Genomic DNA, 24106 nt, shown 5'->3' with positions numbered 1-24106 from the left:
GGAGGATTTCATATGCTTAAACAGACTGTGCTGTGGACAGCTCATCCGAACGGGATAATAGCTGGCCATCAGCCGAAACTACGACTTTCAGCCGTGGTCTCACCGAGGTTGATGGGTGATGCTGCAGAACCAACTCGCCCAGATGGAACTTTGGAGCTTCAGCAATTTCCAGACTTCCTTACTTGGCCGAAAAAAAATCGAGAATTCTCAATTCGTTTTACTAAAGGCCCTACATTGAAGGCAACTGTTGCGAGTGTAAATACACCTCGATTGGATTTATGGAGAGATTTGTTTCCAGCAGAAACATCTGTGCTGCCCTATGAATTTAACCCTGACAATTTTCACAAGAGGCAGATCCGATCTTATCCTGTTGGCAATATCCTTTGGTTGATCAAACGTTTTTACCAAGATGTGGCTCAGAAACATCCAACTGAGCACCCACGCTTTGATGAAGAACGATGGGGTTATCTAAATGATCTCATTCCCACCGATCAGGACAAAGTTGATATAAACAACATGCTTAGGGAACGATTTGCCCTTCCACGAGAATCAATAAAGGACCGGGATGATACTGGTCAATGGCGTAAAGATCTAGTTCAGTTGCAGCAATTCTATCCGCAACGTGATCCTTTTACCAGAGTAGAGCCTCGAATCCCGACACTCGATTTTCACCAAGTCATCTCGAGTCTCGGAGATTATCCACTATTGCTTCGTGAATTGGGATTGGTATTCGATCTAGTAGTGGATCTCGAAGCAGGTATACCTCTGAACGGAAGTGTAGCTATCCTTCCCAGTTGGTCATCGACATTTGACGATAGCATAGATCGGTGCCCTGAGACCCAATATTCGATAGACCCTACCCATAACAGCTTTACAGCAACTCCGGCCAGTTCGGGGATATCAGAAGGATATGTTCAATTGGTTGATACACAAATTAACAATGTAGAAGACGTTGATCCCTATTCGGTCATTCAGGTAGATGCGGACAGCACTTCACTTAAGTTTCTGGAATTTATCCGGAACGTTGCGAAGAATCAACAGTGGGATCACTCGACAGGAAGTGCCCTCCCTTCATTCCGTTCAAATGGTATCTCAATTGTGCACGGAGATCGAGCAAGAGAGCTATTCCTATCCCTTAATGATAGCGTTGAACTAAACGCCGACATCGAAAGTGGAGGAGGTTTACTGTTTGCGGAGCAATTGGTTCGCGGGTATCGCGTCGACGTATGGGATTCTGAGTCTAAAACTTGGCATTCTTTGTGCCGCAGGGAGGGCAAATACGACTTCGGTAATCATAGAATTAGGCTCACCGATGAGGGATTTATTTCCATGGGCCTAACAACGGCAGCAGACAAAACTCCCCAAGATCTTCCTGATCTTCATCTCCACCAGTCACTCTTTACTTGGGGAGGATGGAGTTTGGTAGCGCCGCGACCTGGCAATGTCATCGACCCACAGGATTCTGTCGCATCGGCGAGCAATAACGCAAGCACCAATTTTCAATTGGAAACCCACTTCAAACCTGTTGCTGGCTCTCTCCCTAGACTGCGATTCGGCCGCGCATATCGATTTCGGATGAGGGCTGTAGATCTTGCCGGTAACAGTCGAAACTGGAATGAATCGCTACCGAAGTCAGTTGAGGACACCTCTCAGACCCGAGAATTGTTCTATAACCGCTTTGAACCTGTGGAATCTCCCGTTGTCGTTTTAAGAAAGAACACTGGGCCAGGTGAGTCGGTACACCATCTGATCATAAGAAGTAATTTTAACTCGTCTGCTGAAGACTATAATGAGCGCCACATTGCACCACCTAAAGTATCACAAATGATGGCGGAACAACATGGATGTTTTGATATTTCTTCAGGCTTGGATCCAAATGCATACCAGATTATGATCAATAAAGACGGCAATTTTTCAACAGAACCACACGAAGAGTCGCAGCTCCGTTTACCCTATTTGCCTGATCCAATTTCACGTGGGGCCGCGTTTCTAGGACTACCTGGGTCGAGAGTTGACAAGACAATGATGGTGCCATTTACCACTGAAGGTGATTGGTTCGAGGCACTGCCTTTCCGCCTGAGGCTTGAGGAGGGTACCGGAAAGCCTAACTGGGATCCGCATCGTCGATTATTAAAGGTTTATTTGCCTAAGGCCGAAACGGCGACCATTCAACTAAGCTCCTACTTGTCAGAAGAGGACTGGGGCTTGATGGGGATTCGTCAAATAATAGAAGAAAAAGGTCCCTCGCTTCCCTCAGCGGCTACTCGTGATTATTTAAGAAGGTTAGCACTCGAAGGCCGACTTTGGATGTTAACACCTAGCCGAGAACTAACCCTCGTGCATGCTGTTAGGCAGCCACTTATTGAGCCAGTCTTTCAAGAAACTGTAGCAAATCGAGAAAAAAGTCAGACCTATGTAAATTTAAAGGGCTCCATTGGGATGGATGGTAAATCAACCGTAAAACTCGATATTAACGCTTGCTGGCAGGAGCCTGTAGATGCTTTATCCGAGCCCCAATGTATAACGATTTCTCACCAAGCTCATGTCTGTGAAATTAAAGTAGATGCTTCTGAAAACGAAGTTCCCTTGGTCTACCGACATGAATTTGGCGACACCAAATACCGCCAGGTGACCTATACTGCCGATGCCACCAGCCGGTTTAGTGAGTACTTTCACACTCCTTATGAAGATTGGTGTACGCTAAGTCATTCTCAAGATGTAAAGCTGAGACACACGCATATCGTTGAGAACACGGAGATCGTGCTTAGCAAAGACAAGAAAATCAAATACGAGAGAAAAATAGATTATACAATTGATTACAGCAGTGGAACTATTACCCGAACAACTACTGGTGCTATACGAAAAGGGGAGTCGGTTCATGTTCTGTATTCGTATCTCCCCGGTGAAATCACTCGATCGTCAGAAAGTGTGACTTTGGATATTTTTAATTCTGCCCCTCCTGCTGCTCCTAGCGTTCTATATGCTGTTCCCGGGTTTGAATGGCAGCGTGAACAAGACATGAGTGAAACAAAAATTCATCGAAAGGGTGGCAGGCTGCGAATATATCTGGACCGGCCATGGTTCTCATCTGGTGAAGGAGAATTACTTGGAGTCATTCTCTGGCCCGACCTTCCAGGCAACGAAATTCCACCGCAAGCAAAACCTTATATTACGCAGTGGGGTAAAGATTGTATCCGAAGCGGCGGAGCACGAGCACTCCCTCCCCTGCCCCAACTTAAAGATTTCAAGCGAGCAACTCTACGGGATGCTGTGAATGATCTACAAGAATTACCAGGTAAGGACATCCATGTGGCGGGCCATACTGTACAATATGACCAAGATTACAAACGCTGGTACTGCGATGTGGATATTAACACTTACGATGAGTATGATCTTTTTGTTCGTTTGGCTCTGACACGCTATCAACCAATGTCTTTAAATGGAGCTCACCTTTCACCTGTGGTGTTGTTGGATTTTATACAGACACCCTCCCACCGACTAGTCACTTTCCAGGAGGATCCAAACGACTCGCGCAAGTTTAATATTAGTTTGTCTGGTACTACTCCTGGTGGCCCATTAATCGGGGCAGTTGTGGTAAAGCTCCAAACCATGGATCCGCATAAACCTGAGCAGGGATGGCTGCCGGTTCCCAACTTCACTTATTATCTAGCACCAATTGAGAATCCAGAAACATGGACTGGCCAAATTACATTGCCTAGTCCTCGCGGGGATAAACCGTACAACTTGATCGTATGTGAGTATGAGCGCCACGAAGTCGATGGGGATGCTCCTAATAACATTGAAATGCGTCTTGTCTGTTCGGTTGAATATGAGATCTAAAGGCAAAGGCAAGATACGATCACGGTTTTCTTCATAAAATGGGATATAACGATGAATTCGGTTGTGGATTGAACCCCCTTAGAATGGACATTGGAAAAGCCTACGTGTTTAAACGATGAAATCCTAGGGGGTGGTATTTTTATTGAACAGAAGTTTAAGACGTATTCTATCTCATTGAAATAATTAAATGTATATTTTGGGTGATTTTAGATGGGATTATAGTTCCAGTGGAAATACTTTCAAGCGCTGATGCTGGTCTATTGATAATAATCCATCCTTTAGCCATTAGTCGCTCAAAAGAGACTCACACTCATACTTTGCTCTGGCCTTTTCCTCTCTTCTGTGGCCACTATTAGCTCTGATCTGAGAAAATCTGAAGTTTTGGTTGCCAGCTGTACAAAATTTATGTTTTATTCAAAGTAAAGAGTAGAGCGTATAAGAAGTTGGTCGCGTTATATGGATAAATGTGTCTATTATCATCTCATAATATGGTTTAATATACAAACTGTGTGAAGATATTTCTGCTATGGAGTACTGGCTGATACCCCCCCCCATTATCAAGCAGAACATCCAATCCAAGATTTTTAAGAATACTAAATTATTCATTTTAACTTGTATAGAATTCAATTCTACTAGAAATTCCTTCAACCTAAATTCATCAAGCTAAATGAGTTCTGAAAATAAGTGATCCACACTTGCTTGAACGGTAAAATCTCATTCAAAACTTCTAATTTGTTACGTTCTATACTAATTTACCATGTATTAAACTATTATTACGCAACTAAGAATTATTTTGTTGAAAAGCTTTCTATTTCAAAATAAATTGATTGAGGCAAACATCAACATTTCTTGATAAATTCATTATCACATATAAAGAAAAAGCCAGCATTTAAACACTGGCTTTTCAATAAAAATCGTTTATTTATCTTTGAGGAATGACGGCGTACCATAGTTTGCCTTTCGCTGGTAAACAACGGTAACTTCGCGATCAGGACCACCCTCTGACGAAGGAGCCATGAGTTTCATTTTCGGAGGTCGCCAACTCTCTGTTGTTTAATAAACTCTTCATTCGTTTTACTCATTTTAATCCTCCATAGAGAACTTAATGTGGTGAGCAGTTATGATTTTCATCTAAAGTAGCAAACTCTTCAATCGAACCTCTTCCTGACCTCGGATAGAAGAGTGACACAAATTAGATATATTTACATATAACTGCTACAATGAACTTGTCTAATTGTATCATCCATATGGGGGAGATAATAGTTGAATGATAACTTCAATGATTTCAGTGAGGTTTGGGAATCGGATCCGTTGATCGTACTTGATACAAACGTTCTCCTACGTTTGTATAAGCATCCTCCGGAAGTAATTATTCAGTATATTGAGGTACTGAATTCAGTTAAAGATAAACTCTGGTTACCCGCACAAGTGTTTAAAGAGTTTGAAAAAAACCACAAAAAAGCACATGGTCGTAATTTTAACAAGTATCGGTTGTTTCTGCAACAAATTCAAAGTTCAATTGAGAAAAACAAGAATATAATCGAAGGTGAATTCATTAAATATTTGGAGTTAAGATATCCACTTATTGATGAGCTCAAAGGTCAAATCACTGGCCTTATTGATCAAATGCATAGGGCTACAATCGATTATGAAGACAGTATTAAGCATCAGATTGATGATAATAAAGAGGTTTTGAAAGAAGATGCTGTAAAGAAATTCGTACATGAATTAGCAAACTCTGGTTCAATAGGGAAAAATTTATCCATTGCAGAAACTATTTCATTGTATCAAGAAGGAGAGATCCGTTTTAAATATTCAATTCCACCAGGGTACATTGATACAGAAAAAGATGCGAAAGATTCAACTAAAGAAGATAAATTTGGAGATCTGATTATATGGAAACAAACTCTTAATAAGGCTAAGTCAGAGAACAAAAGTGTAATATTGGTCACTGATGAGACAAAAGAAGACTGGTGGGTGAAAGAAGATAAACAATTAGTGTGTGCACGTTATGAACTTTCGCAAGAATTCAGTGAAACTGTTGGGGAAAAATTCATACTGTTAACCGGTCAGAACCTTTTGAGATATGTTTCTAACTTACACCAAATCGAAATTGATAACCATTTGATGTTTCTCGAACAATACTCAGCAAGCTTAATTGAAGAACTGTTTTATGGAGAAGATTGGAGTGAAATTCTGAATGGCAACTATGATTTAGAAACCTATATGATCCATAGTGGAGATCTTCAACCTTTCATCGATGACGCTATTACAGATGTACAAATTACCGGGTACCCGGCAGATGTTACTAATGTAAATCTCACTGTAGAATCAATCGATTATCATCATGATCAAGCATTTATTCACGGAAATTTTGCGACTAAAGTTGATATTGCAGTTAGTTCGTATTTCTATGGTGAGGAAATCACATTAACTGGAGGTGAATGTTATATTAATGGTAACTATTCAGTGGAATTCTCTTTAGAAAATAATGATGATGAGATTTCAATCAAGGCTGGAACTTCGAAGTTTACCGTTGGTGGATTCGGTATTAGCCGTTACAAGGAAACAAGTAGCCACCTGGACGGCTATTACGATAGCTGCTCCCACTGTAATTCAGATGTGGTCTATCAAACAAAATCCGGAGATGGAGTATGTGAAGATCATAAGAACTTGTATGACTATTGTTTTGGATGTAATACCTTATACGATAAAGGTACACTGAATGGCGCACTGTGCAATGACTGTGATTGATTTATAAAATTAATTGAAAAAATCACGACATGCTCAATGAACGCTCCCTGTCAAGTAGACAGTAAAAAAACTAAAAAATGGTCCGTTAGATACCTTAGCTCGGATGACGTGCTAAGGTATTTTGTTATGCTGCTCTGCGGTATTCACCCGGAGACAGGCCGTCCAAACTTTCTGTGTAACGGCAGTTGTTGTAGTAACACATGTAACGACGAACTGCGCTATACAGACCTTCATAGGTGTCATATTTCGTAAGGTAATAATTTTTCTGACTTGTACGTACCCCAAATTCGTTCGATTGGCTGGTTGTCCAAACAGCGACTTACACGAGACATGATCTTTGTAAATCCATACTTTCACTTGGAGCTTTTATACTCATGAGACGTGTACCGAAACCCTCTGTCGCTCTGGATCATAGGGACACATCTGGATTCTTGATGTATGCTTTTGTCAGCGTATCCATCACGAGTTTATTGTTGTTGGAAATGACCCAGTACCCATGAAACAATCGAGTTATCTTATACATCAATCAAGTCACTTAAATACGCTTTACGCCCCTTTCCATACTTCAGTTCTGTCACTTCGGTAGACCATTGGAGTAATGCGCACAATGCCGCAACAGCATATCCCTTTTCACCATGTAGTTCTTGTATTATGCCAAGTTCTCGATTTCACTTATCCGTGCAAGCCCTCTTCTTTATATTTCCATATCCATTGTCTGATCGTATACGCACTACATCTTAATTGCTTGGCTTCCTGGTTTGGCCAGACTCCAACGCAAGGCACTGCTTCACCGCGCGTAGCTTCGCTTAATTAGACACCTGACTTCGGTTTGACATTAGAAATACTTCTCTCCATAGTAGAAGTAGAAAGTTTTGTTTCTTCTACTGTCTACTATGAGGGGAGTATACAACAAGATAAGTCTTGGCTTTTTCATATTACAACACTTATGCTTCAATATATACCGGACGACAAGCGTCGGTGCGAGCATTAAAGTTAGCGTTACGTAACTAGATTGAATGATTACTAAACAAGTCATTTAGTATTGTTGAGATATGAAAAGCCGCAAATTCATTTGCGCCTCAACTTAGGATCAAGGGATATTCACGGGCATGATCCAAGGGTACATTAACGTTTTGGATAGATCCCCCAACCAGAATCGCCTTGTCCAACTGCATTTTGAAAGTTCCGATTGAGGTTTTAAGTGCATGTTCTCATTATTTAGATATGCATCTAATCGGTAATCGGCTCATGTTGTTGTCCTTTTCGGCAATCGGTACAAGTTCTTGTCCCTAGCCAAGGACAAGAACTTGTACCGATAAAATAAAAAAGCCGCTAAATTAGCGACTTCAATGGGACCATGTTCTTGTCCCTCGACAATTGCCGTATTAGGGATGGATAAGGCAATTTCATTGAGCGTGCTATTATATAGATCCATAATCAACGTCCCATTAACTTCTTTAAAATAACCAGGTTGAATACTTTTTAACTGATCAGCCGCGGCCCCATCCCCATGTTTAATCACATTTTGAACTAATTGGAGCTCGTTAATTGTATCCCAGGATGTTACAGAAGTCGGTTGCCAATCGCTGTTCAAAAAAAGGTTTTTTATTTCTCCAAATGTGGTACAAAAATTTTTGAATTCCAGCTTCATACCTTTTTTATCTACAAAATGATGATGTCGAGTAATTTCCTCAAAAGATAATTCTCGAACTTGCTGCTCCCATACCTGATATAGTGTGGCTAAAGTCATCATATAGGTGTTGTACTTCATCAGATTTAAGGTTTGCCAGTAATCAAAACCGAAGTCGCGAGCCCTCTCCGCAAAATCAGCAGGATCATCTCGATCTGGATTGAAATAGGAACCTATTTCCGAACAATATTTTTTAGTTTCTTGCTCCGACTCTTCTTCTATATTATTGAACTATGTGTAGCCAAGCGTTCTTTATATATTTTCACATAACTACGTATTCTCTCAATGTAAGGTTTTCTTTGGTAATCCAGTAAATAAATGGTTTCATATTCAATCCTTTCTGAAGAACGGACTAGTTTAATTGCCAGTGTTTGTTCTACATACCAAGTTGTAATTTATTTCCTCCTATGATCATAATATAATCAGTTGCACAACGCTATCTTACTAGTAATATTTGTTTATTCACCTTTACACCATTGGTCATCGTGTGGTTGTACCTGACGACATTGGTCCTGCAGTTGCCAGCCTACTCAATCCTGACAATCGCTGGCGTTAGTTGAAGAAAAGCAGCCGATCACATTGATCAGCTGCTTTCTTAGTTTTATTATGCTATTGCTTCCCGTTAGCGTAACGATTAAAAGCCTTATTTAAGAATATTTCATTTAATAATTCCTTTTGAATTGGCTTAATATTAATGATACTTCTAATGCCTTTTGCCTTCAGTTCAGCATCCTCTATTGTATTGGCTAACCCTAGCTCTAACAGAGTGCCAGCTGCAACAGTTCCCGTTCTACCCTTGCCTCCACCACAATGAAAGGCGACCTTCTTGCCAGCATTATATGCTCCAACAACCTCATGAATGGCTTGTTTGAAAAGCTCGGCTTCATGTTCTTTCGTATCGTCATCAAGCGGAACCTTTACCCACTTCACATGATCTGTTGGATACGCGCACTCTGTTGCTTCTTCTCGAAGATCCACCACGACTTCTATACCTTCGTTAAGAACCATTGCCTTTACGTCAGCAGCTCCGCCCATAAAAACTCGTTCAGCGATAAGTGCATGGTATTTCTTTTCGGCGTAATCCATTTTACTTATCTTCTTTCAAGAATTGCTCGATACGAGCTTTAATTGAATCACGAACCTCAGCGAATGTAGCTGTGATTTCTTCCTCTGTACCTGTCGCCTTGGCTGGATCATCGAAGCCCCAGTGCCATCTTTCAGCTTTGTCATTACGTACAACGGGACAATTATCGTTAGCATGACCACAAAGCGTGATGATGTAGTCTGCTTGTTTTAAAATCTCAGGATCAATCACATCCGATGTATGATTCGAAATATCGATTCCAGCTTCTTTCATCGTTTGAACAGCACGAGGATTTAAGCCATGCGCCTCTAATCCAGCACTTCTCACCTCATATTTGTCACTACCAAGTGCCTTTAAAAATCCATCGGCGATTTGGCTTCTGCAAGAGTTTCCTGTACACAAAAAGTAAACAAGTGGTTTGTTGTTCATGATTATTGATCTCCTTTATCCTTGATATGGTTTACTTGTATTTTGGCTTCCCTCATTTTTGAATTAGCCAACGTTTTTATGACCATAGCAATAACAACCAATGCTACTGTCATTACGGCAATTATTAACCAAACGTTTATATTTGTTGAATGGATCAGGTATATCCACAGATACAGTCCTGTTAACGTGATAAAGAGCGTTGGGATAGTGAGCACAATTCCAATTTTGAAATAACTTCCCCATGTGATTTTTACATCCTTACGGGACAGTACATGTAGCCACAAAAGTGTGGCGAGCGATCCGATCGGTGTAATTTTGGGACCCAAGTCACTGCCGATAATATTGGCGTAAATCAGCGATTCCCGAATGACACCTTCCGTGCTGGTTCCGTCAATAGCAAGCGCATCAATCATCACCGTCGGCATATTGTTCATAACCGATGACAATACGGCAGCTAGAAAGCCCATGCCAAGTGTGGAGATGTAGAGTCCCTGGTCGGCAATAGCTTGAATTACCTTACCAAGTTCATCCGTCAATCCCACATTTCGCAGTCCATAAACGACGACGTACATACCAATAGAGAAAATCACGACTGCCCATGGAGCCCCTTTAATGAGCTTCCAGGTTTGAATAGCGTGACTCCGCCTTGCAGCTAAAATAAACAAGATGGCTATAACCCCAGCGATAACAGACACCGGAACTTGAATGAACTCGCTCATCAAGTACGCCACCAGTAGCACGGCTAAAATCACCCAAGATACGTTGAACAGTTTCTTGTCCTTGATCGCTTCAGCTGGTTTTTTGAGCTGACTGACTTCGTAGTTGCCTGGAATACTCTTTCTAAAGAACAAGAATAAGACCAGAAGACTCGCTAATATTGAAAAGAAATTCGGAACAATCATACGACTTGCATACTCCACAAAACCAATACCGAAGTAATCCGCAGAAACGATATTGACGAGGTTACTAACGACGAGCGGAAGTGAAGTTGTATCTGCAATAAAACCACTTGCGATGATAAAAGGTAAAATCATCTTTTGATCAAATTTGAGCGCTCGGACCATGGCAAGCACAATGGGTGTTAATATCAGTGCGGCACCGTCATTTGCAAAGAACGCTGCCACTGCTGCTCCAAGCAGCACCACATAAACGAACATCAGCTTGCCATTACCTCTTGCCAGCCTTGCCATGTGCAGTGCAGCCCATTCAAAAAATCCGATTTCATCTAAGATTAGCGAAATTAAGATAATAGCTACGAAAGCAAGCGTGGCGTTCCATACAATTCCTGTGACCGTACCTACATCGGATAGACTCACAACTCCAAAAAGAAGAGCAAGGACAGCTCCAGCTGACGCTGACCATCCAATATTAAGTCCCTTGGGTTGCCAGATCACAAAAGTCAGTGTCAGCAAAAAGATTAAAATCGCGATAATGGTCATGCTTCCTCCTGAGGACCGCAGCAGTTTTTCAATCCTGCTATTTTATCTTTCATGGATGGCAGATACGGATACACACACTGAACATATGCCTCTGCATCTGGATTCAGAGAGTAGTACACCCACTGTCCTTTTTTCTTCTCATTAAGGAGACCGGCTGCCTTTAGTTTTCGAAGATGCTGACTGGCGTTTGGTTGTGACATGCCAATAATGTCTGTGATATCACATACACAAAGTTCCTGTTCCTGAAGTAGCGCAATGATGGTCAAACGAGTTTTATCAGCTAATAACTTATACGCCTCAGCCATTTCCTGAATGCTTTGCTCCATACGTACACCCCCCTGTGATTATTCTTGTCAGCTTCATTTAATGATATAAGTATATAATAAATCACTTATATAAGAAATAACGAATATAAGGAGATTTAGTGCACCAAAAAAGTCGGCAATAAAGATTACCGACTTTACTCTCGAACTAAAAATTCACATTTTGACTTCATAAAATAATGACCAGCTTTCATCTTAACTATATCTTTCGTTTGATACGCAATGACTCCACCTTGATCTAATAATTCATTATGCTGATACACCTTTACATGCCATTGCTCTAAGATTGCATCTGCGGTATACAAAAGTGTGCCCTTCATTATAGTCACCTCAAGAATAGTTATAAACTAATTATAACATCCTTCTAAGAATCGACAGCTCACATTCTTTTCACAAGCGATTGTACAACTTTTTTCGCATCTTTCCCTGAGCCTCGAATCGTCGCCGAAGCAAATGAGGTCTGCCACGGTATACCTACAAAATGAATTCTTTCATCGCTTTGTTTTAAAGGTACACCTGATGAGTCAAGAATGTTCAATCCACTAAGATATTCGAAATTCGGAATATACCCTGTGGCAAAAATAACGGTATCCACATTCTCACGAGTCTCATCTACCCACACTACCCCATTTTCCGTAAAAGCTTTAAACATCAGTTTGGCATCCGGCTTACCTCGATCAATAGCATTTTTATATATACCGGTATCAAGGACACCGTCACTGCTTTTTTGCAATAATCGTTTGCCCCAATTGGATTGATCAAGCCTAAGTATAGTTAGCCAAAAGTGAATATCTTTCCCTGCAATGACCTGCGGCTTGAATTTGATCGGGCTTCTGGATGCAATCGTTACATGCGCCGTCCGAGCAAGTTCAACCGCTATTTGTACCGCCGAATTGCCACCTCCCACAACAATGATCCGTTTGTTTTTAAACTCTTTCTCATTTCGGTAGTCCTTAGCATGAAGCATTTCCCCCTTAAATTGATGCATGCCAGGAATGTCTGGAATATGAGGATTTACGAATGCCCCGCTTGCACAAATGATGGACCGTGTACGAAACTGTTCTCCGCTTGAGGTGTGGACTGTATAGATATTACTTTCCTTATCCACTCTGATTACATCTTGCCCTGAGTGTATTGGAAAATTGTATGTAGCTGCATAAGACTTTAAGTATTGAACAACCTCATTTCTGTGTGGATAAACATTTGTATCGCCTGGAAATCGGAGTCCTGGCAATGAGGAATACGGTGCAGGCGAGAACAACGTTAAGCTATCATAGTAATTTGCCCATGATCCTAGATGCTCTTCACTTTTTTCAAGGATGATAAAGTTCCGATTAGCTTCCTGTAAGTAATAGGCTGCTGCCAAACCAGATTGACCACCACCAATAACGATGCAATCATAAATCATGTTTTTCAATTTTCTCCCTCCTTCTATAAAAAGCTACTGCATCACGATTCGGATGCAGTAGCTCTGATTCTTGATTTAACCGCAGCAAGAATTTGATCCTGCCTTTTCCGTTTTTGAAGGTGAGCAACAATCCGAAGATGTTTCTTTCACTTGAACCGGTTCACAGCAGTTGTCCGTACCACTAGCTCCAAGACTACAAACCCCCGTCTCCGATAGTTCTAATTCTACTTTTTGCGCTGAATCCATATCTCCCACTAGTGCTGCTACAATGGATCTGACTTGCTCATATCCCGTTGCCATAAGGAAGGTTGGCGCTCTTCCATAGCTTTTGGCACCTACGATATAAAAGTCCTTTTCAGGTTGGCGTAGTTCTTTTTCGCCATGTGGTCGAACTGTACCGCAGCTGTGTACATTGGGGTCAATTAATGGTGCAAGTTCATAAACACATTCTAAGCTTGGGTCCGTTAATACCCGTATTTCTCGCACCATCGATAAGTCAGGGCGAGAACCTGTGTTACCTACAATTTCATCGATGTGATTAATAACCACTTGTTCATCTTTAATAGTTCCGGAAACCTGGATTTGTTCACCTTGTTTTTGAAGCTTCTCAATATGAAATGCTGTCAGGACCTTTACGGTACCGGATTCAACCACTTTTTGAATACGAGTACCCAGTTCTCCCCTTGCCTGAAGCCCATCTAATTCGCGTCCGCCATAAACATCCTCAATATTTGCCTTGCGAATAGCCCAAACGATTTCAGTTCTCGACTCTTCTTTTTGTAGCTCGGCAAGTTCGAGTAACGTGTTGATTGCAGAATGTCCGCTTCCTACAACAAGTACATTCTTGCCGCTAAATCGATTTTTCTCTTTTCCTAATACAGCAGGGATACCGTATGAAATGTGACTTTTAAGCGCTTTTTCCTCTTCTGAAAATATACCGTCTGAACGAAGCGGGTTAGGATTGGACCATGTCCCAGAAGCATCGATAACAGCCCGCGCCTCATAAATAAACGAAGATCCATTTTGTTCAACATGAAGTACAAACGGTAGTTTCTCACGCCCATTTGTTTTCACTTTACTTAACCCTTTTCGACTGATCGCAGTAACTTTCGTATTCAAATGCACATTTTGACTTAATTCAGGTAGAGCAGCCAAAGGTTTTAGATAATGCTCAATAATATCCTTACCCGTTGGGATCGTTTCGTTTTGTGGAGCAACCCAATTCGACTTTAGTAGCAACTCTTTAGCAGCTTTATCGATGTTATACTGCCATGGCGAGAACAGTCGTACATGTTCCCATTTTCGAATGTTTGCCCCTACTTCATCTCCAGCTTCAAACAACATAAAAGGCTCACCTTTTAAAATGAGTTGTGCTGCTGCCGCAAGACCAACCGGTCCAGCTCCAATGATTGCAACAGGTATTTTGCCCTTCTCTTGTACTAGTGCTTCGCAGCAGCTCACTTGGTGCACAGGGATATGTTTAATCATCTTAGTTTCCTCCATATAATTAGTTGCACTTTGCAAGTATTATATTAAATAAATGGGATAAGTATTATCCCAGTGGTGTACAGCATACGCTGGATTTCGCCATACTTTCGTTTAGTAGTTTGACGGCGTTGATGACCATATCCCGTTCAAACTCAGACATATGCGAAAAGACTTCTTTTAAATAATCATTCATCTGCTCATCAATGACCGTAGCAACAAACTTACCTTGTGTAGTCAAGGACAATATGTAAATCCGTCGATCTTCAGGTAAGGGCGTTTTTTGAACCAAACCCAGCTTAACGAGACTTTGAACCTGGCGGCTAAACGTCGTGATGTCAATGGATAGTGCATCTGCCACTTGTTGAATGGATGGATTATGCTTACGATCAATTTCATAAATGATATGACTTTGAACAAGCGAAATATCCAGCCCTCCTGCGGTGCAACAGTTTTTATCCAATAATCCAAAACGTCGTGTCATGATCTGAAACATCTCTCTTACGTTGTTTTCCAATTACCTCACCTCTTGTTATAGTTATACCTTTATTACTTGCAAAATGCAAATGTTTATTTTATTTTTCTATCCCCGTTCCCATTTCAAATAACATTGTGATATATAAACTTATACAAAAACAAATCGTAGGAGTGATCAACATGGTAATTCTGCGTCAAGCTGCTGAATTGGATCTGGGAAACATTCTAACTATCTATAACCAAGGTATTGAAGACCGCATTGCCACGTTAGAAACAGATATTAAAGATGAAGCTTACATATCTGATTGGTTTAACAAGTACCAGGGTCGTTACTCGGTACTCATAGCCGAACAGAATGATCAAGTGGTCGGATGGGCTTCTATCAATTCGTATAGCTCAAGAAGCGCGTATGACGGTGTCGGTGACCTCTCCATTTATATTCATCGTGATCATCGTGGCAAAGGGGTCGGAAAACAGTTGCTTCAGAGATTAGAGGAAATCGGTAAGCAGAATAACTTCTATAAGTTTGTTCTTTTCACCTTTCCATTATTATGCTTGGTCAGAGCCTATATCACAAAGCCGGATACCGAGAAGTAGGTGTATTTCAAAACCAAGGCGTTTTAGAAGGGAAATTTGTAGATGTGATGGCAATGGAGAAAATTTTATAAGCATCGCGAGCCGTATTGATCTTACAATACTAGGTTTTCGAATTACTTGAACACAATACATTAAACTATCCTGCCCGTTAGTTTAATGTATTGAAGGGCCAGACGCCGCTTAGATATACGTCTAATCGGCAATAGGAACATGTTCTTGTCCAATACGGTAATCGGTACAAGTTCTTGTCCTTAGCTTGGGACAAGAACTTGTACCGATAATATAAAAAAGCCGCTAAAATAGCAACTTCAATGGGACCATGTTCTTGTCCCTCGACAAATTTGTAGGTAACTAACATAGTTGCACAATAGAGCTATCGTCCTAAGATTGCGACTTCTTCCATGTTTGATAAATCTCAAAATTATCACAAGTATTTTTTCCTCACTTTTGGTTAATTCATGGTTAATTTAAGTAGGTTGATTAAATACGGATTCAGTATATTGCCAAATGCAACGTGTGGCGGAACCTCGCCCTCTTCTTTCCATATAGCTCTTTTATGTATAAAGTATTTAATAACAGCAATAGCCTAAGCATTTCGTAACAACATTTTTATAATTTAACGTTATCTCTTTCCTCTTTAAGCAAGGTTAGTCCCACTCAACTCTTCGACTTATTTGTTAAACTATCCTGCCCTTATGATACGGTTCGGCGTATTATCTTTAGAGCGAAATTGAAGGCACACAGAGGGTGCCTTCGATGTTCTTATTGTCTCTCTTGGCAAGTTGGTTAAACGAACTCAAATCCATCAACCAACCTTGTTGGGACACTCGTTCATTGTAAAGAACGTGCAAGTGCTTCAACAGAGCTGCGGAAATCGGGTCTGCCGTCAGCCGTCCACAAAAGCTCTGTCACAAATGTATGGCGATTCGGATCGTACAGCGGATCTCCTATAATGTTCTTGTACGTTCTTGCGTGAAACACAAATAGCGTCTCTTCTTCGTCCTCTGAGACAGTAAAGGAATTATGACCGGGACCATACATTGATATGCTCTCATCTGTCGAGAGAACCGCTGTTTGCGACTTGCGCCATGAGGTGGCATCGAGCAAATCAGCATCCGCGTCGGCTTCAAGTAGACCCATGCAATAATTGTAATCGGTGGCGCTAGCCGAGTAAGAGAGGAATACCCGATTACCCTTGCGAAGAAATGCCGCGCCTTCGTTCACTTTATAACCAATGATCTCCCAGTCATATTCCGGCAGCGAAATCATCGTTTGCGGCCCAGTTAGCGTCCATGGATTGCTCATTTTAGATATATACAGATTAGAGTTACCTTCAATATTCGGATCCTTTTGTGCCCATACGTAATAACGGCTGCCGTTATGCTCAAAGGTAGTGGCATCGAGGGCGAAGCTTTCCCATTCGGTACGAACCTGCCCTCTTTCCATCCAACTGCCTTGGAGCGGATTGACATTTTCATTCTCTAGCACGTACATCCGATGGTCGAACAAGCCTTCATTTGTTTCTGTCGTATGTGCTGCAGCGAAATACACGTACCATTTGTTATCAATAAAATGCAGTTCGGGTGCCCAAATATTGGCACTAAGGATACCAGTCTCGCGCTTTCTCCAGATCACTACAGGAGTAGACGTAACAAGCTCTTCAAGGTTCTGAGCTCTACGGATTTCAATCCGATCATACTCCGGAACGGATGCTACGAAGTAATAATAACCATCCGAATGTCGGTAAATAAAAGGATCAGCCCTCTGTTCAATTAATGGTTGAATGTCGTGTAACGCTCGTTGTTGGATTTCCATCTTATCACCCGTTTCGTCTTAATTTTTACTACCCTTTAACAGCACCTGCAGTCATACCGTCTATGAAATATTTCTGGAAGGCAATAAACAGTATGAAAATTGGAACGATGGAGAAGAAGGAACCCACGATCAATAGGTCATAGTTATTGCCATAAGGAGTTAACAACGTTTTCAAACCGATTGGAAGTGTATATTTACTCTGATCTCCGAGCACCATGAATGGCCACAACAGATTATTCCAGCTATTCATCCCATTCAAAATAGCCATTGCCGCAAAGGATGGCTTCATAATCGGCATAATTAGTCTGAAATAAATCGCATATTCGTTTGCGCCATCAACCCGCCCAGATTGAATAATCTCTTTGGGTATGCTTCGTAGATATTGCCTGAAGAAAAATATGGTCGCGGCATTAGCTATACCCGGCAGAATGATTGCCGAATAGCTATTCACCATTCCCAAATCATTAATTAGGCTGTACAAAGGAACCAGCAGTATTTCGAAAGGCACCATCATAATGAGCAAAACACATATAAAGAGGAAGTTCTTACCTTTAAAATCATATGCTGCAAAACCATATCCAACCAATGCGCTTACAAAAAGTGTTAAAACCACTTGAACGATTGTTAAAATCATACTGTTCCAAAACCACACAAAATAATCATGTTCTCCAGTAAACAGAAAGAGGAAATTATCAAAACTCATGATTTCAAAATCCAAACTTAGGTTAAGACCATATCTAACTAATGATTCACCTGGTTTAAAGGAAGATAGGGCCACTGCGTAGAATGGGATCATAATTATAACGAATAGTATAATGAATAAACTAATAATTACTATTCTAGAGATGAAATCACTCCGCGTCTGACTTCTGCCCACTTTAATCCTCCTCCTTTTTGAACATTCCACTAAATTTCAACTGCGTTAAATTGATAACCATAGCAATGACTAATAGAACGATACCAACCGCAGCTGCGTAACCCAGCTTATTCTGCTCAATCCCTTGTCTATATAGGTATCCAACTATGGTTAAGCCAATATTTTGGGGTGATTTGTTACCGTTGAACATCATCAGACTCTCGGTAAACATGGCTAAACCTGCATAAACACTAATTGTGGTAACATATATCGTGGTCGGCTTCAATAATGGCATTGTGATCATTCTAAACTTCTGCCAAGCAGATGCACCGTCAATTGAGGCAGCCTCATAATATTCATTGTCAATGCTTTTCAAACCCGATAGATAGTAAAGCATATTAACGCCTGTCCATCTCCAACATGCGAGGATTAACAGTGCTGCCATACTCCAATTTCCGTCTTTCAAAAATTTAATAGGTTCTACACCAAATAGACCCAGGAAACTGTTCATTAATGAACCTTCCATTTCACCGAATGTCAGGCGGAAAATGGTACCCGCAACTGCGACAGATGTTAAGGCAGGGAGAAAGAACGAAGATTTAAAAAACTCTCTTCCCATCATTAACTTACTGTTGATCATAACGGCGAATAACATGGGAAAGGGAATTAACAGCACTAAGGTTCCTAACATGTACACAACGCTATTTTTAATAGATGTCAAAAACACTTTATCTGTAAGCAATTTTGAATAATTTGCTTCACCAATCCATTTAGGATCCTGCCCCAACATCCTATCTTGAAAACTCATTATGAATGAATTTACAAGGGGGAAAAACCAGAAAATCAAAAATATGAGTATAAATGGCAATACAAAAACATAAGGCGCAACTTTTTGAGAGTATACAAATTTCTTTATCATATTCTCAATCTCCCTTGACTATGGTTAAACCTGCCGACCACTAAACCTGCCGACAGGTTTAATCAAATCATTTGCTTATTATATTTATTTCAATTCTTGCTCGATTGCTGCTTGTGCTTCATCCAACGCTTCCTTCACGTCTTGGCCATCTTCAAAGATCGCATTCAAAGTAACCGTATTGAATATATTGCCTATGGTTGGTGAAGCTTTAACGGACTTGATCGCTTGAATTTCGTCCTTGATTTCATTCAAAGTGTCAAATGCATTTGTTTTAAAGTATTGGACGTATTCATTTTCAGGGTTTTTCGTTACGGCATCATCTTTCCATACTTCCATGTTGATTGGGTCAAAACCAAGTGTATTCCAAATTTCAGTAGTAGCTTCTTTCGAAAGCTTAGCAAAGGCTACAAATTCTTTTGCCAACTGAACGTCTTTACCATTTTTAGTAACCACTGTGCCAGTACCGCCTAAGCCAACGGAACGAGGGTTACCTTCTTCGAATACAGGCAATGGAGCTATTGCATACTTCCCTTTAAGGTCTTTCATTTCGTTTACAAAGCGGGACATGTACCACTCAGGCATCAATGCACTTGCGTAGTTGCCTTTGTTATATTCGCCTTTTGCTTCTTCTGTGTCGGGTTGTCCGCCAGGGATCGTATGAATAACATTGTTCTTCTGCAGATCGACTAACATTTCAAACGCTTTAATCATTTCAGGCGAATTCACTTTTGGATTACCATTTTCATCTGTAAAATCAGCATTTTGCTGAGCTAGTAGCAGCGATGCTTGGAACGAAGCTGACGTATCAGCAGTACCTAAGTACTTGCCAGTCTTTTCGTAAACCTGGATACCTGCTTGTTTGTAATCTTCCCACGTAATGATTTTCTTGTAGTCAACACCTGCGTGTTCGAGAATTTCAGTGTTGTAGAAAGCAAGCGTAGCACCTACGTGATAATCAAAGCCATAAACCTGACCGGCTTTGGAGTAAATCTCGACACGTGAAGGAACAACAGCGTCTTTGTATGGCGCATATACATCATTCAAAGATTCCAGGGGAACGTTGTCACCTTCCAAGAATTTAGGGAATTTACCAAGCTCGATATCCGCGATATCAGGAGCACCTTTTCCGCTTGTAACTGCCAATAAGAGCTTGTTGTGCATATCATCGTAAGGCATAACCGTTACATTCAACTTAATCTGTTTGTCTGGGTTCTGTTGGTTCCATAACCCCAGCATTTTATCCAAATGCTTGCCGTGCAAATCTACGAATGTCCAAAATGATAATTCTGTTGCATTCTCACCGGCATTAGCGCCTAATTGCTGTGTTTCCGTTTTCGAACCAGAAGGATTACCACATGCAGTAAAAACAAGTGACATAATAAGGAGTGTAACGATGGAGATTAAAGCACTGCGTTTTTTCATTTGTTCGTCATCCTCTCTTTTTTTGTTATGCATTTGAAAAGTCGGCTGACTAGTTAGTTTTGTTAATTTAAGCGGTTACATTCCAACTTGACAACACCATCCTTAGCTTTAATTCTAACCTTTCAAAGAAAAGACCCCTTCGCAACAATTTCTTAGATTCCATATTGTAAGCGCTCCACATGCCGTATTAATATATATATGAAATAAGCTTTATATAACCAATTGATTATAAAATCATAAAGTTTATGGGGAGATGCTACTCTTTGAAAAAGCTAGCGCTATGCAAACAAATTCGAGAAGATATTATACAGAAAATTAAATCAGGGCGGCTTCTGCCAATGGACCGACCTCTATCTGCGCAACATTGAGACGTACACCATTACATCCGACAATTACGGAGGTGCGTACAAGGCGGTCTCCCATTTGCTATCCAAGAGTCATCAGCAGATTGCGCTCATCTCACCTGAAAATGCCAATACAGCCGTCGAGGATTGCACGATCGGCTTCGAGCAGGCGTACACAGATCAAGGCATTTCGATTGACAAGAGTTTGTGGTGTCACATCCCTCTCGACATTCTACGCAGCGAGCAAGCATTAGACTATGTAATTGACTTCATGCAGGACCACAGTGGAATTTCGGCAGCCTTTTCCCTGACTGAAGAAACTGCACGCCTTACATCAGCCTATCAGTCGTCTGAACGATCATTCAAATATCGATTTGCTATCTTTCGATAATCCACATCTTTCAGGCGTAGCTTATGTGCAGCAGGATGAACAGGAAATGGCACAAAGCTGTTACGTGAACAAATGGAAGTATTCATTCTCCTAAGAACGCCGTCATTCCCGTGCAACTCATCTTCCCTTGACACGACAAACGTTGCAGCCAGGCGATAGATGAACTGGGCATATTGATTGGTTTTACCGGCGATGTTGTTGATGATTGTCTGCCCAGAAAAGTTAGTTCATGATACAAAAAAACTTACTCAAGCAAAATATTCAACTCATTTAACTTTTATCTCACCACAGGATTCCATCATAATGCTATTTAGATAATTACCTAATCCGAAATGACACAATGTTCTTGTCCTCAGCTTGGGACAAGAACTTGGTTCCTTAAAACAAAAAAGCCGCTATAATAGCGACTTTGAATGGAACAAGGTTCTTGTCTCGCGACATTCTTGCCCCATTATTCATGTAAAATTTCCCACGCTGTTTATGGAAATGATTCTCCATGACTAAAACGAATTATCCTGCCTTAGTTTAATGAGAATTGACCAGGTTTTTGTCCCTCGACCTCACTGCTACTATAGTTACATTCCTGCTAGCCGCAAAACGTCTTCTAATTTCAGTTTCCCAAGAACCTTATACCCTCTCTGATCTCCCAGAGGTTGTATAATAACAGTTTCCATACTTGAGAGCTCTCCCAATCCTAAACCTGGAGGAAAGGAATGAGCTACAATTACCCTGTTGAAATTACTTGGAGTTTTTTGTTCAACTTCTTTGGTAAAAACTTGTAGTGTAGTGCTTATGGTTTCAGTGCTCGGATTTTGACTGAGTTTATATATATTTATCCAGAAATCATTAACTTTTACATTTTGTATACCAAAAGCAGTTTGAGCCGTTTGGACGGTTCTACATAAGGGACTAGCTTCAACGGGTAAATAGACAGGAATATTTAGCTTTCGAATAGCATTGCCATATTTCTCAGCCTGCTCCTTTCCCATAGTGCTTAAATTCCTTTGTGTAGTGCAATCACTCAGATTAATATTTTGTTGATCCTCACCTACCGATGCATCCCCATGTCGGATATAAAGTGTATACCCACCTTTTTGAAGTTCATTTATGAGAGAAGAACTGGGAACTTCTGATTGGCTGGCATTACAAATTGTTCCAAGCAAAAGAAATAGATAGGGTACGATAATGAATAAACGGTTCATTTCTTTACCACCTTTTTTCTCTCTACTGTCCCCTCATGACGATTTTCTATACAATTTTCATTATCCTTTTTAGGAAGGGATACTTAGTTACTTCTAATGAGAATGACGAGATGATTCATCAATGTTAGCACCCCATAATCAACTACATCGAGAATAATTATGTCTTGGTTGGTAGTGTAGCATTTTAGTTAAAGCTCTAATTGGTATTTTAACTTTTAGACATTACGAGAAAAGATTAGATAAAAGGCAGTCTTATGTACACGATGTATTCTAAACGGAATGGTTTCCATCGACCTCATTACTTCCTGGCTCGGTTGAACTCAATGCTTCTATCATCGTTCTAATACATGGCATAAAACATTTAAAATGGCCCCACTGAAGCAAACTATGGAAACTTGTACCGATCCCTTCTACGTTCCCCTCTTCATTATCAATTTATCTGTGAGTAGAAAACTTTTAGTGGCTGAACGTTATCATAAACAAAAAAAGGCACCTCTGTGGAGAGGTACCTTTAGTTATATTATCCGCAAGACATGTTTCTGGCTGAGCAACGGATAAACATTGAATAATGCTGCAGATTTCAAACACCATAAATAAATTTAGTTGTCATTGCATACAGCCTCCCTTTTTCTCAGTACTACTACGATATCTGTCTGAGGTACAAATAAATTATAATTCGTTACATGCACTTGTCTCGTTTCCGTTACGGATTCAATCTTTAATTCAGGAGGAAGACAGCGCTCTATGTGAGTAATTAATGTTTCTTTGGTAAATCTCCAAATTACACCATCAATCGAAGAGTTCGCCATATAACCACCGTCCGTTACAGAACCTGAAAGAGACTTGAGAATAACCGGGTCCGCAATAATGATAGATCCACCGTCACGTAACAATCTGCAGCTCTCAATGAAGGCTTTTTTGTGATAACGAATGTGATGAAAGCTTCGTGCAAACAAAATTATATCGCAGCAATGTTCAGGTAAAGAAGTCGGCTTATCAATGAAGGCATGGATATAGGAATTAAACCTTCCCCACTTCTTTCCAAGTTTCAGAGCATTTAAATTCGGATCCATATTGAGAAAACGAATATCCTTCTGCTTGCGAAGATACTTGTTCAGTAAACCTGTACCACAGCCCACCTGAAGAACATCGCCCTTTAAAGGGGGTAAAACTTTGTAGACATTACGAGGAATAGGGAAGTTTTGAACATACATGGCTAATTCGTAGAGAATCGGATAACGCTCTTGCAATCGAACCAATTTACTGGTGTAGAAAGGCTTCCGCTTTTTGTGACGTTTAAAGTCCCATTTGTTCAAATAGTAGATAGGGGTTAATAACAAGAACAGAATAATAAAGACTCCTTGGACGCCATAAATTCCAAGTTTACTAAAGCCATCATTGGAATGTTGAGGCATCATTTGTTTAGAAGTATTCAAAATGATCACTCCCCTCTCACAAGGCTATAAATGGTGTAGAACCTGTTCTATCATAACAAACGAATCCAATATATGGTTGAATGCGCCAAAAAATACAGACATACTGTCCGTAAGCAATGCTTCCTACCAAATGACTTACGAAGCGGAGGGAATCTGATCATGCACAATTCAATCGTATTTAGAGAAGATTTTTTG

Annotated in this window: 18 protein-coding genes and 2 pseudogenes; 4 read left to right on the top strand and 16 right to left on the bottom strand. The window is 40.6% G+C overall.

Annotated elements, in window-relative coordinates; genetic code table 11:
- Positions 1–12: 12 nt before the first annotated feature.
- Both EC604_RS23280 and EC604_RS23275 read left to right on the top strand, forming a co-directional pair.
- The gene (locus tag EC604_RS23280; RefSeq protein WP_123066419.1) at positions 13–3840 is read left to right on the top strand and encodes a hypothetical protein; all 3828 of its coding nucleotides are present in this window, start codon (positions 13–15) and stop codon (positions 3838–3840) included.
- A gap of 1263 nt (positions 3841–5103) precedes the next feature.
- On the top strand, positions 5104–6594 hold the full coding sequence (locus tag EC604_RS23275) for a PIN-like domain-containing protein (protein ID WP_123066418.1): 1491 nt from the start codon (positions 5104–5106) through the stop codon (positions 6592–6594).
- A 124-nt stretch (positions 6595–6718) separates the two neighbouring features.
- Here the strand turns inward: EC604_RS23275 and EC604_RS31080 are convergent.
- From EC604_RS31080 to EC604_RS23220, 10 genes and pseudogenes are all read right to left on the bottom strand, one after another.
- Positions 6719–6841: pseudogene (locus EC604_RS31080) on the bottom strand (IS3 family transposase); the annotation flags it as partial.
- Positions 6842–7840: 999 nt separating this feature from the next.
- Positions 7841–8365: a hypothetical protein gene (locus tag EC604_RS23265; RefSeq protein ID WP_205127947.1), complete on the bottom strand. Its 525-nt coding sequence runs from the start codon at positions 8363–8365 to the stop codon at positions 7841–7843.
- A gap of 528 nt (positions 8366–8893) precedes the next feature.
- Positions 8894–9370, bottom strand: coding sequence for a protein-tyrosine phosphatase family protein (locus tag EC604_RS23255; RefSeq protein ID WP_123066416.1), 477 nt, complete (start codon positions 9368–9370; stop codon positions 8894–8896).
- A gap of 1 nt (position 9371) precedes the next feature.
- On the bottom strand, positions 9372–9797 hold the full coding sequence (gene arsC, locus EC604_RS23250) for an arsenate reductase (thioredoxin) (protein WP_192895148.1): 426 nt from the start codon (positions 9795–9797) through the stop codon (positions 9372–9374).
- 2 nt (positions 9798–9799) lie between these two features.
- The gene (locus EC604_RS23245) at positions 9800–11236 is read right to left on the bottom strand and encodes an arsenic transporter (RefSeq protein WP_123066414.1); all 1437 of its coding nucleotides are present in this window, start codon (positions 11234–11236) and stop codon (positions 9800–9802) included.
- Positions 11233–11562 carry an ArsR/SmtB family transcription factor gene (locus EC604_RS23240; RefSeq protein ID WP_123066413.1) on the bottom strand — a complete coding sequence of 110 codons (330 nt, stop codon included), beginning with the start codon at positions 11560–11562 and terminating at the stop codon, positions 11233–11235. The genes EC604_RS23245 and EC604_RS23240 overlap by 4 nt, the downstream gene beginning before the upstream one ends.
- A gap of 134 nt (positions 11563–11696) precedes the next feature.
- Positions 11697–11888: a hypothetical protein gene (locus EC604_RS23235; RefSeq protein ID WP_161557019.1), complete on the bottom strand. Its 192-nt coding sequence runs from the start codon at positions 11886–11888 to the stop codon at positions 11697–11699.
- 50 nt (positions 11889–11938) lie between these two features.
- Entirely contained in the window at positions 11939–12967 is a 1029-nt protein-coding gene (locus tag EC604_RS23230; protein ID WP_240037148.1) for a flavin-containing monooxygenase, read from the bottom strand.
- Positions 12968–13042: 75 nt separating this feature from the next.
- Positions 13043–14455, bottom strand: coding sequence for an NAD(P)-binding domain-containing protein (locus EC604_RS23225; RefSeq protein WP_240037137.1), 1413 nt, complete (start codon positions 14453–14455; stop codon positions 13043–13045).
- Positions 14456–14519: 64 nt separating this feature from the next.
- A complete protein-coding gene (locus EC604_RS23220; RefSeq protein WP_029881702.1) occupies positions 14520–14948 on the bottom strand; it encodes a MarR family winged helix-turn-helix transcriptional regulator in 429 nt (142 codons plus the stop codon).
- 155 nt (positions 14949–15103) lie between these two features.
- On the opposite strand from EC604_RS23220, the pseudogene EC604_RS23215 reads away from it, so the two are divergent.
- Positions 15104–15597: pseudogene (locus EC604_RS23215) on the top strand (arsinothricin resistance N-acetyltransferase ArsN1 family A).
- 760 nt (positions 15598–16357) lie between these two features.
- Here the strand turns inward: EC604_RS23215 and EC604_RS23210 are convergent.
- From EC604_RS23210 to EC604_RS23195, 4 genes are all read right to left on the bottom strand, one after another.
- The gene (locus tag EC604_RS23210) at positions 16358–17341 is read right to left on the bottom strand and encodes a glycoside hydrolase family 43 protein (RefSeq protein ID WP_123066409.1); all 984 of its coding nucleotides are present in this window, start codon (positions 17339–17341) and stop codon (positions 16358–16360) included.
- Positions 17342–17369: 28 nt separating this feature from the next.
- Positions 17370–18188: a carbohydrate ABC transporter permease gene (locus EC604_RS23205; RefSeq protein ID WP_430538878.1), complete on the bottom strand. Its 819-nt coding sequence runs from the start codon at positions 18186–18188 to the stop codon at positions 17370–17372.
- Positions 18189–18219: 31 nt separating this feature from the next.
- Positions 18220–19116, bottom strand: a complete 897-nt coding sequence (locus tag EC604_RS23200) for a carbohydrate ABC transporter permease (protein WP_123066407.1) — start codon at positions 19114–19116, stop codon at positions 18220–18222.
- An 84-nt stretch (positions 19117–19200) separates the two neighbouring features.
- Complete coding sequence (locus EC604_RS23195) at positions 19201–20538, bottom strand: ABC transporter substrate-binding protein (RefSeq protein WP_123066406.1); 1338 nt, start codon at positions 20536–20538, stop codon at positions 19201–19203.
- A 423-nt stretch (positions 20539–20961) separates the two neighbouring features.
- On the opposite strand from EC604_RS23195, the gene EC604_RS30625 reads away from it, so the two are divergent.
- Positions 20962–21273, top strand: a complete 312-nt coding sequence (locus EC604_RS30625; RefSeq protein ID WP_240037135.1) for a hypothetical protein — start codon at positions 20962–20964, stop codon at positions 21271–21273.
- Between the two features lie 575 nt (positions 21274–21848).
- Here the strand turns inward: EC604_RS30625 and EC604_RS23185 are convergent.
- Together EC604_RS23185 and EC604_RS23180 are read right to left on the bottom strand one after the other, a co-directional pair.
- Complete coding sequence (locus EC604_RS23185) at positions 21849–22475, bottom strand: histidine phosphatase family protein (protein WP_123066405.1); 627 nt, start codon at positions 22473–22475, stop codon at positions 21849–21851.
- Between the two features lie 599 nt (positions 22476–23074).
- The gene (locus EC604_RS23180; RefSeq protein ID WP_123066404.1) at positions 23075–23911 is read right to left on the bottom strand and encodes a class I SAM-dependent methyltransferase; all 837 of its coding nucleotides are present in this window, start codon (positions 23909–23911) and stop codon (positions 23075–23077) included.
- Between the last annotated feature and the right edge of the window lie 195 nt (positions 23912–24106).

Source organism: Paenibacillus amylolyticus, from assembly GCF_003719335.1.
GTDB classification, from domain to species: domain Bacteria; phylum Bacillota; class Bacilli; order Paenibacillales; family Paenibacillaceae; genus Paenibacillus; species Paenibacillus amylolyticus_D.
The sequence above is the reverse complement of the archived record's forward strand: the minus strand, read 5'-3'. Positions and strand labels throughout refer to the sequence as shown.